The sequence below is a fragment of the Fluviispira vulneris genome, assembly GCF_014281055.1.
Lineage (GTDB): Bacteria > Bdellovibrionota_B > Oligoflexia > Silvanigrellales > Silvanigrellaceae > Silvanigrella > Silvanigrella vulneris.
Window position 1 is genome coordinate 183570 of sequence record NZ_JACRSE010000003.1, and the last position, 14434, is coordinate 198003.

Annotated in this window: 12 protein-coding genes and 1 tRNA gene; 5 read left to right on the forward strand and 8 right to left on the reverse strand. The window is 29.4% G+C overall.

The window, feature by feature from the left end; all coding sequences use genetic code 11:
- Positions 1-404: 404 nt before the first annotated feature.
- The 4 genes from H7355_RS07630 (at position 405) to H7355_RS07645 (ending at position 7118) form a co-directional block, all read left to right on the forward strand.
- Positions 405-3641: a TcdA/TcdB pore-forming domain-containing protein gene (locus tag H7355_RS07630; protein ID WP_186646284.1), complete on the forward strand. Its 3237-nt coding sequence runs from the start codon at positions 405-407 to the stop codon at positions 3639-3641.
- A gap of 49 nt (positions 3642-3690) precedes the next feature.
- Positions 3691-5652: a TcdA/TcdB catalytic glycosyltransferase domain-containing protein gene (locus H7355_RS07635; protein WP_186646285.1), complete on the forward strand. Its 1962-nt coding sequence runs from the start codon at positions 3691-3693 to the stop codon at positions 5650-5652.
- Positions 5653-5866: 214 nt separating this feature from the next.
- Positions 5867-6343, forward strand: coding sequence for a recombinase family protein (locus tag H7355_RS07640; RefSeq protein WP_186646286.1), 477 nt, complete (start codon positions 5867-5869; stop codon positions 6341-6343).
- Positions 6344-6680: 337 nt separating this feature from the next.
- Positions 6681-7118: a hypothetical protein gene (locus H7355_RS07645; protein ID WP_186646287.1), complete on the forward strand. Its 438-nt coding sequence runs from the start codon at positions 6681-6683 to the stop codon at positions 7116-7118.
- Between the two features lie 538 nt (positions 7119-7656).
- Here H7355_RS07645 and H7355_RS07650 read toward each other — a convergent pair.
- From H7355_RS07650 to H7355_RS07680, 7 genes are all read right to left on the reverse strand, one after another.
- Positions 7657-8172 carry a hypothetical protein gene (locus H7355_RS07650; RefSeq protein WP_186646288.1) on the reverse strand — a complete coding sequence of 172 codons (516 nt, stop codon included), beginning with the start codon at positions 8170-8172 and terminating at the stop codon, positions 7657-7659.
- 108 nt (positions 8173-8280) lie between these two features.
- Positions 8281-9180: a tRNA glutamyl-Q(34) synthetase GluQRS gene (gene gluQRS, locus H7355_RS07655; RefSeq protein WP_186646289.1), complete on the reverse strand. Its 900-nt coding sequence runs from the start codon at positions 9178-9180 to the stop codon at positions 8281-8283.
- A 21-nt stretch (positions 9181-9201) separates the two neighbouring features.
- Positions 9202-9277 (reverse strand) — tRNA-Lys (locus H7355_RS07660).
- A 116-nt stretch (positions 9278-9393) separates the two neighbouring features.
- Positions 9394-9717: an ATP synthase F0 subunit C gene (locus H7355_RS07665; RefSeq protein WP_130612659.1), complete on the reverse strand. Its 324-nt coding sequence runs from the start codon at positions 9715-9717 to the stop codon at positions 9394-9396.
- A gap of 211 nt (positions 9718-9928) precedes the next feature.
- Entirely contained in the window at positions 9929-10786 is an 858-nt protein-coding gene (gene atpB, locus H7355_RS07670) for a F0F1 ATP synthase subunit A (protein ID WP_186646291.1), read from the reverse strand.
- Positions 10787-10836: 50 nt separating this feature from the next.
- Positions 10837-11118 (reverse strand): hypothetical protein, encoded by a 282-nt coding sequence (locus H7355_RS07675; RefSeq protein WP_186646293.1) that lies wholly within the window; start codon positions 11116-11118, stop codon positions 10837-10839.
- Entirely contained in the window at positions 11111-11365 is a 255-nt protein-coding gene (locus H7355_RS07680) for a hypothetical protein (RefSeq protein WP_186646295.1), read from the reverse strand. The genes H7355_RS07675 and H7355_RS07680 overlap by 8 nt, the downstream gene beginning before the upstream one ends.
- Before the next feature lie 117 nt (positions 11366-11482).
- Between H7355_RS07680 and dnaA the strand changes: the two genes are divergently transcribed.
- The gene (gene dnaA, locus H7355_RS07685) at positions 11483-13000 is read left to right on the forward strand and encodes a chromosomal replication initiator protein DnaA (protein ID WP_186646297.1); all 1518 of its coding nucleotides are present in this window, start codon (positions 11483-11485) and stop codon (positions 12998-13000) included.
- Here dnaA and H7355_RS07690 read toward each other — a convergent pair.
- Positions 12992-14080 (reverse strand): L-threonylcarbamoyladenylate synthase, encoded by a 1089-nt coding sequence (locus H7355_RS07690; RefSeq protein WP_186646299.1) that lies wholly within the window; start codon positions 14078-14080, stop codon positions 12992-12994. The two genes, dnaA and H7355_RS07690, sit on opposite strands and share 9 nt — an antisense overlap.
- Between the last annotated feature and the right edge of the window lie 354 nt (positions 14081-14434).

Below are 14434 nucleotides of genomic sequence, written 5' to 3' on the forward strand. Positions count from 1 at the left end.
GAATAGTATCTTTCGATATTCACCACATTCGTGGAGCACTTTTAGACCGTCTACTAGGGACACCCCTTAAACTGTTTTTTGCAACAGAACTCAAAATTATCTTATAAATTTTAGAAATTAATGAAAAATATCTATTAAAAAAAATTAAATTAATTATTTTGAAAAATATTTAATATCCATGTGAATTATGATAAAACACCTAGTAAAAAATAATTAAATCTGTTACTTTTTTAAATTTGATAAAAATATATATGTTTATATTTGTAATTCAGAAAAAATTAAAATATATTTTTTAAAGTTAAGACCGCATTTATAATGTTCGGTTTTACTATAAAATTATTTAATATGACTAATTCTTTGTTATATCAAATAAGAATAAAAAAAGAATAGGAGATTCTTTAATTATGAAATGTTATGAAAGTGAAAATATCAATCTAGCTGATATTTTTGATTATGCAAGTTATGAAGGTTTAATTAATAAAGAAACATATAATGATATTATTATAAATTTGTATAAAATCCTTCAATATCCTGAATTCAAAAGTTTTTTACAAGGTAAGAATACAATCAATAATTCAGAAAATGCAATTTCAAAATTTAATAAATCTATTAAGGAAATAAATGAAAGATTTTCTTTGTCAAATAATAGATCTGTAAATAGTTTGATTAGAATTTATAACAATATCTCAAATTCTATATTACTCGATACTTATACTTCTGAAACAGATATTTTGAGCAGACAAAACAGGTATGACATTTTATCTGTCGGAGATCTAGACAACTTTAAATTACTCAATGAACAATCAATAGCATCTTCAAAAATTAGAAGATTTAATAATCTTATTTCAAACATTAAATTAAGATTAAATATCAAAGAAAATTTTTTTCCATTGTTAAAAGGTTTTGATAAAGAAAGTAGACAAGTAAAATTTTTAGAAATGGAAACTTATGAAATAAAAAACTATCAAGTTTCTGAAGAAGAATTTTCTCAATTTTCAAAGTTTGCAAATTATTTTCATGAGCTTTCCTCTTTGCCAGAATATACTGGCCTTTCTAAAGCATTTGCAATTCAAAGTCTATTTGATTTTTTTAAAGAAAATAAGACCTCATCAGTTCCATTGACTCAATTTGAAAAGCTCTTAAAGATTCAGTATTATGTAGGAATTTCACAAATAGCATTGGGTGTTAGTGATGAACTTATCTACCTTGAGCATGTCGTTGATCTTATAACAGGTGCCACATTAAATCCCGCACTGACTGTGATTAAGAATATATCTTCTACTGCAAATATGTTACTTAGCGTTATAAATATATCTCTTGATATTGCGGTTTTAGCAAACACTAGAACAAACTCAGAGAATGTTATATTTGGCACAAAACTTGGTTTTGATATTGGATCCTTAGGATTAGGAGTCGCAGCCCTTGCTGGAGTTGAATTTACTGGGCCACTAGGTCTTATTCTTGGAGGAATAACGCCTGGTATAATCGGTATTGTCTCTAATTTAGAAAATAATAAACAACGAGCAATTGCTATAGCCCAAGTTTTTGATTCTATAGAAAATGACTATAGTTATCACGATTCACAATTTCATCATTTTAAAGATGAAGTAACAACAGCATCTTTTGCGTTAAATTTAACTGATGAACATAACATAAGATTAAATAATTCAGTCATAGAATCATTAGATTTAAGTGATAGAAAAAAAATAAAAATTACTTTTGGTAATAATTACTTAATGAAAACTGAACATGCTGAATACATGAAAAACGGAAGTTACGCACAATCATTTTTTGGCCCAAATCCAAGCCCTCTTCTTGGTAAATATCAATTTTTACAACATCCAATAAATAAAAATGATTATATTAGCATAAATGAATATCTACACATTCCAAAAAATAAAGAAGTCTCAATTTTAGAACCAGAAACTCTTTCTAAACGTTTGAGCGTAATTTTACCAGTAACTCCAATAACATATATTTGGTATGATTTTCATCCTGCTTCAGCTCTTTCAGAAGAAGACGCTAAGACACTTTGGAAATTACAAAAAAATGCTCAAGGTCTTTTTATTTTTACCTATCATCAAGCCGCTGCTTACAAGGCCATCCACGATATAGAATTAAGATATGAAGCAACTGATATCAATATTCAATTAGGGTCTGAAGAATTGGATTTACATATCCCTAATATTCCTGCAGAATGGCAAAACAAAATTAGATATTATTTATATGGCAAACAAGACGGTGTATATCACTTATATCCAAGAAATGGAGTACACTACAATATTACGGGAACAGGTGAAGAAACATTCTACATTGTAATTTCAAAAGAAAAAACCGACATAGAATTTGATTTTCAAAATATTAATTTTATTGATAATAGACTTTTAATCAATAATGCAACTTTTATTTTCGATAAAAATAATAAACCAAAGAATGTTATTATTGTTTATAATTCAGTAATAATTGGAACGAATCAATCAAGCTCAATTTATGTGGATATTGAAAATTCAATACTTAAAATAGATAGCATTGATTTTGGCAATCCTTCTGATATGACTCTGGAAGAAATTAAATCTAAAATTGAAGTAAAATCATCACATTTTGATAATTATGGATTTATTAAAATAAATGATTTATCTCTTAAAGAAATAGAAAAATTTAGTAGAGAAAAGGGAATTGCGGAATCAACTTTTAAAGAGCATTTAAACAGAAATATAACTCCTTATAAAACATCTCCTTTTAGCGTATGGTATAATATAGCAGATAAAAATTTCATTATAGATCCGAGTATTTTTTCATCTGATCCAATTAGAAAAGGATTAAAACTTTTAGGAAAAAATCAAGATAATTTGTTCTTTTTTGATTATTCAAATCAAAAGATATATAATCAAGATAAAAATAATAATCTAAATTTATTTATTAAAGAAAAGGTAAAAAATGTACTTATGCTAAAAACAATAAATAGCATAAGTGATAAATATCCAGATTCTCTTGCTTTTAAGGATTTATTAAGCGGAGATAATGTTACAGTTGATTTAAAAAGTAATAGCTTTAGATCAGTATCAGTAGATATAAATAATAATATTATTCACTATCCAGTAAACATAATTTCAGGATATAAAAATATTTTATTTAATAATTATATAAAGTTATCAATAAAAGATAACGATTTTATTTATGATGCTTTTATGAATTATTCTGAAAATGAAAATATTATTTTCTATTCAAACCAAATGTTTAATAGGAAAAAATTATTATCATTATTTGGAAGTAAAATTTCTTCTGTTTATTATTATTATTATAATCAAGAAGCAAAATCATTAATTCTAGTTAAAGGCTCTAAAGCTAAAGTTATTATAGAAAATGTACTGAAAGTTAACTTTTCAAATAATAAAATTTTAGCGACATTGTCTGATGGTTACGATATCATATTCCAACCAGAATCTCCTCCTTTATTAATTGGATTATTTGGTGTAAATATTGATAACAGCGATATCAATGATGCAATAATAAAATTAAGAAGAACGATCAAAGATCTTAAACTATCATCATTGCTTTCACTGGGTTCAAACAAATATTGTTATTATCCATTAGGAGATGGTGGATTTGGTCGAATAATTTCTATAAATAAAAAACAATAAAATAAATAAAATATTATTATATAAATATATATCCTTAGGATTAATAACTATGAAATTTTTTAAAAGTAAAGCTAAATCTAGTATAAATAAAACAGATGAAATTGCACAAAAAATTGAAGAATCTAAAAACGTTTTCGTTAATGATGATAATGTGATTAAAAATGAAAAAGATAAACTTTTATCCGTATTAACATCTTATAAAGATAAATTGTTGAATCATGAATTAACAGGCGAGATCGAATATGAATATTTAACAGATATGTTAAAATATACCTATTATGGAGATACTTTCGGTAACAATATAGAATTCAAAGAGCTGCGTGCTTATTTTTATAAGGCGTATCTTGAACTTTCAAATGAAATTCTTGGCGAAGGAATACCTCATAATATCCATATGGTTTGGCTCGGCGGCCCTTTAGGTCAAGCTCAAAAAGATTATTTAAAAATATGGGGTTCGATAAACAAAAGATACAGCGTTTATGTTTGGTATGATTCTGCTGCTTCTTTTGTGTATCAAACGAGACAATTTATAATCAAATATTTTCAAAAAAATTTCCCTCAAGATTTTCCAGATAATTTCTTACAGGTGCAAGATGAAATTTATAAACATGTTTTAGAAGATAGTGATTTTTTTAATTATGTGCACAATGAAGAGAATGAAATTATAAATAGCCCGAATATAAGACTAAAAAATTTCTTAATCAAAAAATTTAATACTGAAGAAGAAAGATTTGAAATAGAAAAATTATTTGATGAAAATCAAAAAAAATTCGAATCCATGTTTGACGCTAGCAATTACAACGATCTTAGTGATCCTAATAATTCATTGAGTAATATCTATTTTAGGGACGTTGGAGATTTAGTAAGTAAATCTTCAATTAAAGAGTATTATACAAGAGAAATTTATTTAAGAATGATTTTTGCTGCTGCATCAGACATGCTAAGGCTTGAAATTTTAAATTCAGTAGGTGGTATTTATATAGATTTTGATGTATTACCAAAAATTCAAGAAAATATAAGTATAAGTCATAAACTAAACACCTTAAAAATTCAAATAGCAGAAGGTCATGAAAATGAAAGAAAAATGAACGCTATTGATCTTCACTATATATTAAAAAGAAATCATCTCCTAAAAAATAGCTTAGAAAGCAATAAAGATGATAATGCTGAATTATTACCCGAACTAAAACGCTTAATCGATCAAAAAAATAAAGATCTTGTCAAAGAGGTAAATAGATTAAAAGAGCAATATAAAGATAATCCAAGCTATTTAGAACAGATAAAAGATTTAACTTCAATTGAAAGTCTCATTCCTCAGAATATTCAAGAATTGGAATTAGAACAAATATTTAAACCATTGCCTAAGAATTTAGGAGAGTTTTCACCTGGTCTTAAAGTTGTAAATAATCGTATTGTCATTCAATCTGCAGCTGGAAATAGTATTATTATTGCAAATAAAGATAATAGTATTATATCTAATTTGTTAAGTCAAATTGCGCTCAATTATAAATTTTTATTAGATCGTCTAGATGGAAAATCAGGATTTCTTGATGAAATTGAAGAAATAAGAGCCAATAGAGAAAAACAATTAAAACTTCTACAAGAAAAGAAATTACTCATTGAAGAAATTGACTCTAAAAAATCGATGCTGAGTGAATTAATCAAAGAAAGTAATGAGTTTAACTCGCACGAAATCCGAACTCTTAAAAGCGAAATTGAAAATAAAATAATAAAATTAAATGCTTTTGAAGCTTCTGAAAGCACATTAAGTTACAGATATGATTCTCTCAAAGAAAATGAGAGAAATACAATGGTAATTTCAGGTCCTTCAGTGATTTCAAAATTGATGGATTTAAGATTTATGACTACAGAACTAGTTCCAACACTAACATTTTACCTGAGTGATTATTTTACTTTAGGTTCAGAAGAAGATTTAATTTCTTCATGGGCACAAGTTGCAACTATTACCAATTCAGATCCACACACAACTAAAATACAAGGGCATTGCTAAAAAGGGAGAAAGCATTTCTTTAAAGCAGAGACTAAGACTTCAAAAGAATCTTCCCATTCTCTATCCCAAGTTTTGCTTGCTATATGTAACGAACTGCAAACAGAATGGCTTAAACTCGCAAACAAGTTTAAAAGATTAGAACGTGTCTCAATAAATGTCTCAAAATACTGTTCTCATAAAGTCTAAAATATTTCGAGACATATTGGGGGCAGAAATGAGCATGATCGGTTATGCAAGGGTAAGCTCCACAGGTCAAAGTTTGGATATCCAAATAGATAAGCTAAAAAATTGGCATAAAATTTTTAAAGAAAGTATAAGTGCTTCTTCCATGAGAAGGGAAAATCTTGAAGCCTGTCTTGAATATCTTAGAGAAGGTGACATTTTTGTTGTTACCAAGATTGACAGACTTTCTCGTTCAACCTGGTACTTATGGCAAATCACAAATGAGTCAGAGCGAAAAAAGGTTAATCTTCAGATTCTAGATCAAAATATTAATACAAATGACTCTTCTGGTCGCTTACTTTTTAAGCTCCATCGCTGGATAATTATACCAAGAATAGGCTTTTTGAAAAACCTCTACCAGCCAATTTGTTACTTTAACATTTTTGCAACAGAACCACATTTCATCATACTCTATTTTGACTTGAATTTTTTTATTATTCATAATGGGTTCCGATATTTTCTTATCTAAATTATCATATTTTTGAAGTCAAAGTTCAGAAATAGCGTGTACTTTGACATATTGGACATATAGACACCCTTACCCTCCAATTATATTCGGATTATATCTACAAAAATAACTGTAAATACTCAATATCTTCAAATAATTAAGAGTTTAGTACTACTTACTTATTTTTTAAAAAGATGTAGGGAAAAATTGATAAATGAGTTTGCAGGAAGTAAGTAAGTTAACGTTAATGAGTTTTTTCAGCCAATCCATGGAAGCTCATTGTTACTTTGTTTTAAGCAACAATTAACTGGCATAAATTGTTTATTTAAATATCTTAGATATTTCTTAGTAGAGAATTATGAAACAAATATTAATAAGTATCACAACTAAACTTATTATAATGCGTTCAATTATTTCAACTTATTCGTTTACGAAAGAAGGAAAACAAGTTCCTATGCAGCATTATGATGTGAATAGAGGAAATCCACATTTAAAAGCACAAGGCAAATATATTGATAAAATGAGTGCTGATTTTGTTGAAAGATATAAACTTCTAGGTATTGCCATGGCTATTGTTCAAGCACCTTACATTCCACGTTCAGCAGGATATGGTTTGTCAAGTTTAACAAATGATGACTTACCGAGTGTAAGAAGAAGGCTTAAATATTTAAACGCAATTATAGAAAATATAAAGATAATACCAGTAACGACCTATTTAATTGGGGGGAAAGAAAACTTTCTGAAAAAATTGGAGAGGATGATAAGCAACTTTATAATAAGAAAAATTGAATTATAGATTTCAGAAGTGATTATAAAATCCCAAAAGATCCTTTAAAAATAACAGATGAGCGTGAAACTCTAAAACTTGTTTTTTCTCAATCAATGCATCCAAAATTACAAAATTAAATAGCATTATCTTTCAGTGAAAGAGAGCCAAATGAATACAGAGCAACAACCAAAAGCACTATTGAATACTTTTTTAATGACTATTTTTGGAATTAAGAGGATGGAAATTATATTGTAATATCTAGTCAACCTTTTATACTTTACCAAAAAATTGTTATGAAAAATATTTGTAAACTTTATATTGAAAATCAATGTAAAGGGAATAAAATTTGATTTTATTGATCCTGAAATAACTCCAAATAAAAGTAATTCAGTAGATGAAAAAAGAAAATTTTCTACAAGATTATTAGAAAATTTAGCACAAACTTTAGTTTTATTGAAAACATAAAAAATATTTTTTATGTTTGAATTAATAAGCGATTCGTAATTTCGAATTCCATCTTCATGATTTTGTAATATGTTGATATGGAATATTATGTTAAAAAAATTTAACAAACCTTATTTTTAACTAAATTTTTTATGTCATTTTCATTTAAATATTTAGACCTATTTGAGTCATATGGAATTTTGATTACACAATTATCGGTTGGTCTAAATACAGAATTTTCGAACTTATATCTTATTTCCATTTTTGAATTTAAAAATTTATCATCACTTAAAGAAAAAACATCCCAAGAATGATTCAATAAAGAAGTTTTTGCTGGTTGTGCAACAAAATAATTTTGCCCAAATTGATCTGTACAAAGTTTTTTCAAATAATTAATATAACTTTTATTTCTATCTACTAGAAAGAAATAACTAAATGAATAACGTCCAAATTTTTTCTTTTTCCAATAACCTTCCAATTCAATCCTATCTCCAGAACTATTTTTTAACCACTGCCAAGTATCTTCATTTGGAGAATAACAAAAAACATATGCTCTCTCATAAGCAAAAAGAGAGAATGAAAAAAAAGCTAAAGAAAAAAATGAAATGTATTTAAAAAATTTGAATTTTTTTATCATAAATTATCTCCTAAATTCATTAAATATATAATGAATAAATAAAAAATATTATAATAAATGTCAAATATTTTATAATAAAAAATAATTAGTAGATAATATATCTATTTATTAAAATTTAGTATTTTTCAAATTAAAATACCTTGCAGCATTTTCAAGAATTTCATTATTATTTCTGGAAATCTCTATAATTTTATTTTGGGTTCCATAATCAAAGCCAAGATAATTTAAAGCAGAAATTAAATTATCTCTAGCATTTTCTTTTAGAATTGGATTTGCTTTGGTTTGCTTAGAAAGTTTTTGTCCAAACTCATTTAATACAACTGGAATATGTGCATAAATGGGGGTCATAAAGTTCAAACATTTTTGTAAATATATTTGACGAGGAGTTTGTAAGTAAAGATCACTTCCTCGCACAACTTCGGTAATTCCTTGTAAATGGTCATCAATAACCACAGCAAGTTGATAAGATGCAAAATTCTCGGATCGCCACACAATAAAATCACCAACATCTTCTGCTATATTTTGCCTTAATTTACCTCTCAGCAAGTCATGAAAAGTTATTCTCTCTTCAAAAGTTTTAATCCTTTTAGCATGTTTTAATCTAGAGGGATTATGTAATTCTCTACATTTTCCTCCATAAACATATTCACCAGATAATGTATTTTTTTTATTTTTTGAAATTTCTCTTCTTGTACAAATACAATTGAATATTAAATTTTTTGTCTTTAAAATTCCTAAATAATCTTGATAAATATCGCTTCTTTTAGATTGAAAGATAATTTCATCATCCCATTGAAAACCATAATCTTCCAAAGTTGTCAAAATGGAGTGTATAGCCCCTTTTTCTATGCGAGTGGTATCCACATCTTCTATTCTAAGGAACCATTTCCCACCCTTTGAGCGAGCTCTAAGATAACTTGCCAGTGCTGTTACCAATGAGCCAAAATGGAGCTTGCCAGTGGGAGAGGGGGCGAAGCGGCCTATATATTTTTCAGGTGTTGTCGTCATATTTGATAGGATAAAAAGGAATGGTGAAGGGTCAGGGACTCGAACCCTGGACCAAGAGATTAAGAGTCTCTTGCTCTACCAACTGAGCTAACCCTCCACAAGTATTCTTGTGTTGTTATCGGAGATGAGTTTTGAAGTCAAGAGTAGAATATAAAAAAAAGCATATGGATTTGGCCCCATATGCTTAAAAATAATTATGCAATAAACTTAGAATTATTTACCAAGAATAAGGAATGCAATAATTAAGCCTAAGATAGCTTGGAATTCGATAAGCGCCATTGCAAGAAGGAATGGCGTGAATATTTTATTATAAGCTTGTGGGTTACGACCAATGCTTTCGAGAGCGCCTCTTGCAGCAGTACCTTGACCTTGGCCAGCACCAACAACTGCAAGACCAATTGCAAGTCCAGCACCGATTAATTTAAGGCCTGTTCCAGTTGACATACCAGAAGTTGCAGCTTCTTCAGCTAAAGCTGGAAGAGTGGTTAAAAGTGCAGTTGTCGCAGCTACAGTCATTAAAGCAAATTTGCTTTTCATATTCTTCTCCTAAATAAAAACAAATGAAACTAATAAAACTCAAACCATTTAATATTTTATGAATGCAGAATACCAGTTCTCATTCATAGATCCCAAAAAGATCTCCTCAAAGAGGACAGGAACATTATAAATTCAATTAAAAAAATTAAATGGAAAATTTAATTAACGAATTCATAATCCCTTTAAATCCATTAAACAAAAGCACTCAAAATTAATGGTGTGCTTTTGATTCAAGAGCAAGTTTTATATAGACTGCACTCAAAGTCATAAAAATAAATGCTTGGAGGCATGCCACGAAAGTACCAAAACCTAAGAATATTGCAGGTATTGGAATAAATGGAATATAAAAATCTTTCATTAATCCTGAAAATATTGCAAAAACAAAGTGATCTCCAGAAATATTCCCAAAAATACGAAGAGATAATGAAAGAGGACGAGATAATAGACTGATTAATTCGATTAAAAACATCAAAGGAGCCATCCATAATACAGGACCAGCTAAATGTTTGATATAACTAAAACCAGCTTCTTTTAGACCATAATAATTGAAATAAACAAATATTGCCATTGCTGCTGCAAAAGTGAATGACATACTCGATGTAGCGGGAGAAAAACCAGGTAATACACCTGACAAGTTAGAAACAATTAATACAAAAAAAGTTCCACCTAACACACCTACAAAGCGCATCCATTCTTTTTCACCTATTGTAGATTCGAGAGTCGACGAAACGACTGACCAACCTATTTCAAAAAATGCGAATAAACCAAATTTCTTCGGTGGAAGGATTTCTTCATCGCTCATTTGTTCTGGCTTCATGCGGGCAAAACCAGAGATATAAGCAATTCCTGCTAAAAGAAGAACTGCGAAGGCAGAAGCAAAAACGGGAGCCCAGTGCTCTGCTTTTTGAGCAATCAAATTTGCAGAATTTTCATTATTAAAGAGAGAAAAGAATCTAACTAAAATTTCATGATACCAATTCACAACCTGGACTCCCGAAGAATCTGCATGAGCTGCAGGCATAATAGCAAGTGATAAAAAACCTAATATAGCAATAATTTTACGTTTCATATTGTTTATAAAGGATCCCTTCGTAAAATATCAAAGCAAACACTTGCCAATTACCTTAATGAAACTCTTCTTGCAAGTAGGTAGAGCAAAAAGGTGACTATGGAAGTTAAAAAAAAGACTGCAAGATTTAAAACAAGCTGATCTGTCTTAAATTTGAGCAATAAAAACGCAAGCATGGCAAAACCAGAGTATTTCAATAACATAGCTATGAATTTGCCAAATCCACCTTTACCAATGCCTTGATCAAGCGTGGCTTTCGTCTGAAGCACTACGCCTAACATAATAATAAGACCACATAAACCATAAAGAACAATTAATAGCATTTCATTCACTCTTATCACCTTGATCCTTTTTTTTACGATTTATTAGACCTTTAAATGATTTGTAAATAAGTAAAGAAGAAATAAATATAAGCAAAAGCGTTATTGTTAATTCAAATTGAAGAGAAGTAACTCCTAAAGTTTGTAAAGTCTCTTTCGCCGATTCACTGTCACCCCATATCCAAGTTACAATAATGAGAATAAGCAAAGAAGTGATATGGCTGTAAAGGAGAGCTATGGATTTCATTTCTCTGTTCATAGTATAGACACCAAAAATTAAGCAAAACACTTGACCATCTGAATCTCTCTCGTAATTATCGAACCTGCATTGCCAGATAAGATTTCTGACCTGCATACCCTATAAGAGGCTTATTTCATGTTAGATAGAGATTTCAATCAAATTTTTTCTGAAAAACTACGCATTCGCTTTGTTGAGCTTGGACTTTCAAAATCAACAGCCACTAAAATTGCCAAATTAGTGACCCCAATACGTATTGATGGAAACACTATAATATCTTCATGTGCAGATCCGTTTTATCGAGATCAATTTATATCTCCAAAAATTGATGAAATTGAAAAAATTGCTAAACAATGCTTTGGCTCAGAGTTCTCCTTTAAAATTGACTCTCAACCTATTGATTTCAAGCATCAGAAAAACATCCCTCATACATCACTGCCAGAAATAAGAGATGAGATTACGCTTTTTCCAGATGACAATATATATTATTCAGAAAAAAAGAAGAAAACAAAAGGAAAAATCCAACAAGATAACTTTGTACAACCTAAAATAGAAGAAGCTAACCAACTCAATAAAGAATCTACAGAGTTGATTACACAAAATAATGAGAAACCAAGAACGCTCGATGCATCACAGAATTTTAGCACCTTTATTCGTTGTGAAAGCAATCTAGTTGCCTACTCAGCCTGTGAAGCGGTTGCAAAAAACCCAGGGAACTTATCTAATCCTTTGTTTATTTATGGGGCAACTGGTTTAGGAAAAACACATCTCCTCCATTCTGTTGGAAATGAAATTCAACATAAAATTCCTGATGCAAAAATTCTATATATTACTAGCGAAGATTTTGTGAATGATGTTATCCATAGAGGTATTCGTGTGGGTAAAATGGACGAAGTACGTATGAAATACAGTGCTTGTGACGTTTTACTTGTTGACGACATACAATTTTTAGAAAAAAAAGATGCCTGCCAAATAGAATTTTTTCACACTTTCAACGAACTTTATCAAAAAAGAAAGCAAATCGTTATCACAAGCGATAAGTTTCCTAAAGATATTCCAAATATTGAAGAAAGATTAAAAAGCCGTTTTCTACAAGGTTTACTTGTTGATATCGAGCCACCTGGATTTGAAGACCGAGTTGCTATTATAGAAACAAAAGCCAATTTAATTGGTTTAAAAATAAATCAAGAAATATCTTTTCTAATTGCAACCCATGCAAAAACAAATGTTAGAGAAATTCAAGGGCTACTTAAAGATCTCTTAATGAATCAACATATGACTGGGCGCAGTCCGACTATTGAATCAGTGACTGCAATTTTAAAAAGAAGATTTCCTACTGGCTCAGTTGAGTCTACAATTGATATAGCTGCTATTCAAAAGGTTGTTGCAAATCATTTCCAAATTAAAATGTCTGATTTAATGGGACAAAGCCGTCAACAAAAATTCGTTGTAGCGAGACATATTGCCATGTTTTTAGCAAAAGAAATGATAGGTCTACAAATTGTTGCAATTGCGAGTGCGTTTGGCAAGAAAGATCACACAACTGTTCTACATGCAATGTCAAAAGTAAAAGAATCTTTAGAAAAAGATGATGAGTTTAGAGGAAACTTTGTACAAATTAAAAGAAAAATAGATCAAATTATGCAATCAAATTAAATTAATATATTTTCCTGATGCTGCTCGATAAATTCTATCAAAAACTCCAATACTTTTTTCATTATTTTGTTCTATTAAGTCTGGTAATAAAATATATTTTGCCCCTTCAGTTTTTTCTGCATTTCTTAAATATGAAAATAAATTTCGACTCGCTTCATCGAAGTCTCCTTGACTAGACAAATCAAAATATTTTAGAGAACTCTTCATTAAAGAAGCATTTTTTTGTTTAAAATCAATTATGACAGTAGAATTCAAGTATTCTTTCGAGAACATTTGTCCTACATTATCACTTTTATCTCGATTTAGAATGATAAATGCCTCTATAGTAGGTGCATAATGCGTAAGCAACTGACCTGGAGAGTCCATAGCAACATTTGAGTTTTTCTCTAGATCTTCTGCTTTTACAACTCTTTGTAATATTTCAAAATTATAATTGATTTTTTCTCTATTTAATTCATTTTTAATCTGCAATGAACTTATTGCACCTGGCCTTAAAAGAGTTATTTTATTTTCTTCAAATATTTTTATAACAGTTGACTCAATACCAATCGAACAATTTTCTGAATGATCTAATATAAATAAATCGTCAAAATCGCTTAGATCATCAAAGACATGTTTTGCGGTTGTTGGACTCACATGGCCAAAACGATTTGCGCTCGGAGCTGCTACAGGAATATTTGCTTGCTTAAGCAATTCTTGCGCAACTTTATTAGCAGGAATTCTAAGAGCAATAGAATCACCGTTAGCTGTGATAATTTTTGGAATAATTTTTGATGCTTTTACAATTATTGTCAGTGGACCAGGCCAAAATTTTGAACCAAGAATGTCAAAACATTGTCTTTGAAATTCTGACATATTTGTTAAACTTTCTGCTTGACGCATAAAACTTATGTGAACAATAAGTGGATCCGATTTAGGGCGCCCCTTCGCACTGAAGATTTTTTCCGCTGCTTTTTCGCTAAGGGCGTTTGCACCGAGTCCATAAACTGTTTCTGTTGGAAATGCGACTAATGAATCCGAGTTAAGTGCTTTTGCACAGAAAGTTAGAGATTCTTCAGAAAAGGGTAAAACTTTTGCCACATGTATCTCCGATGATTTTTGTTTCATATTCGCTTCTTAAACGACTTATCCACATGTTATCCACATGGTAACATACCTATATAGGTAATCGCACTTTTTCCATATTTTAGAATGATTTTCAAGGTTTTTATAAAAAGTTATCCACATAAAATAATAGAGTTATCCACATATCCACATTCCACTTTTTCAAGCAAATAATCCACCCATTGGCTCTTCAGTTAGAAAATTTCTAATGTGGATAACGTGTGGATAACGTGTGGACAACGTGTGGATAACTAATATGCTACATTTTTAAGCTTTGACTTATCCACAGAAATTTTGACTTATCCACAGTCTATCCACATGTTATCCACA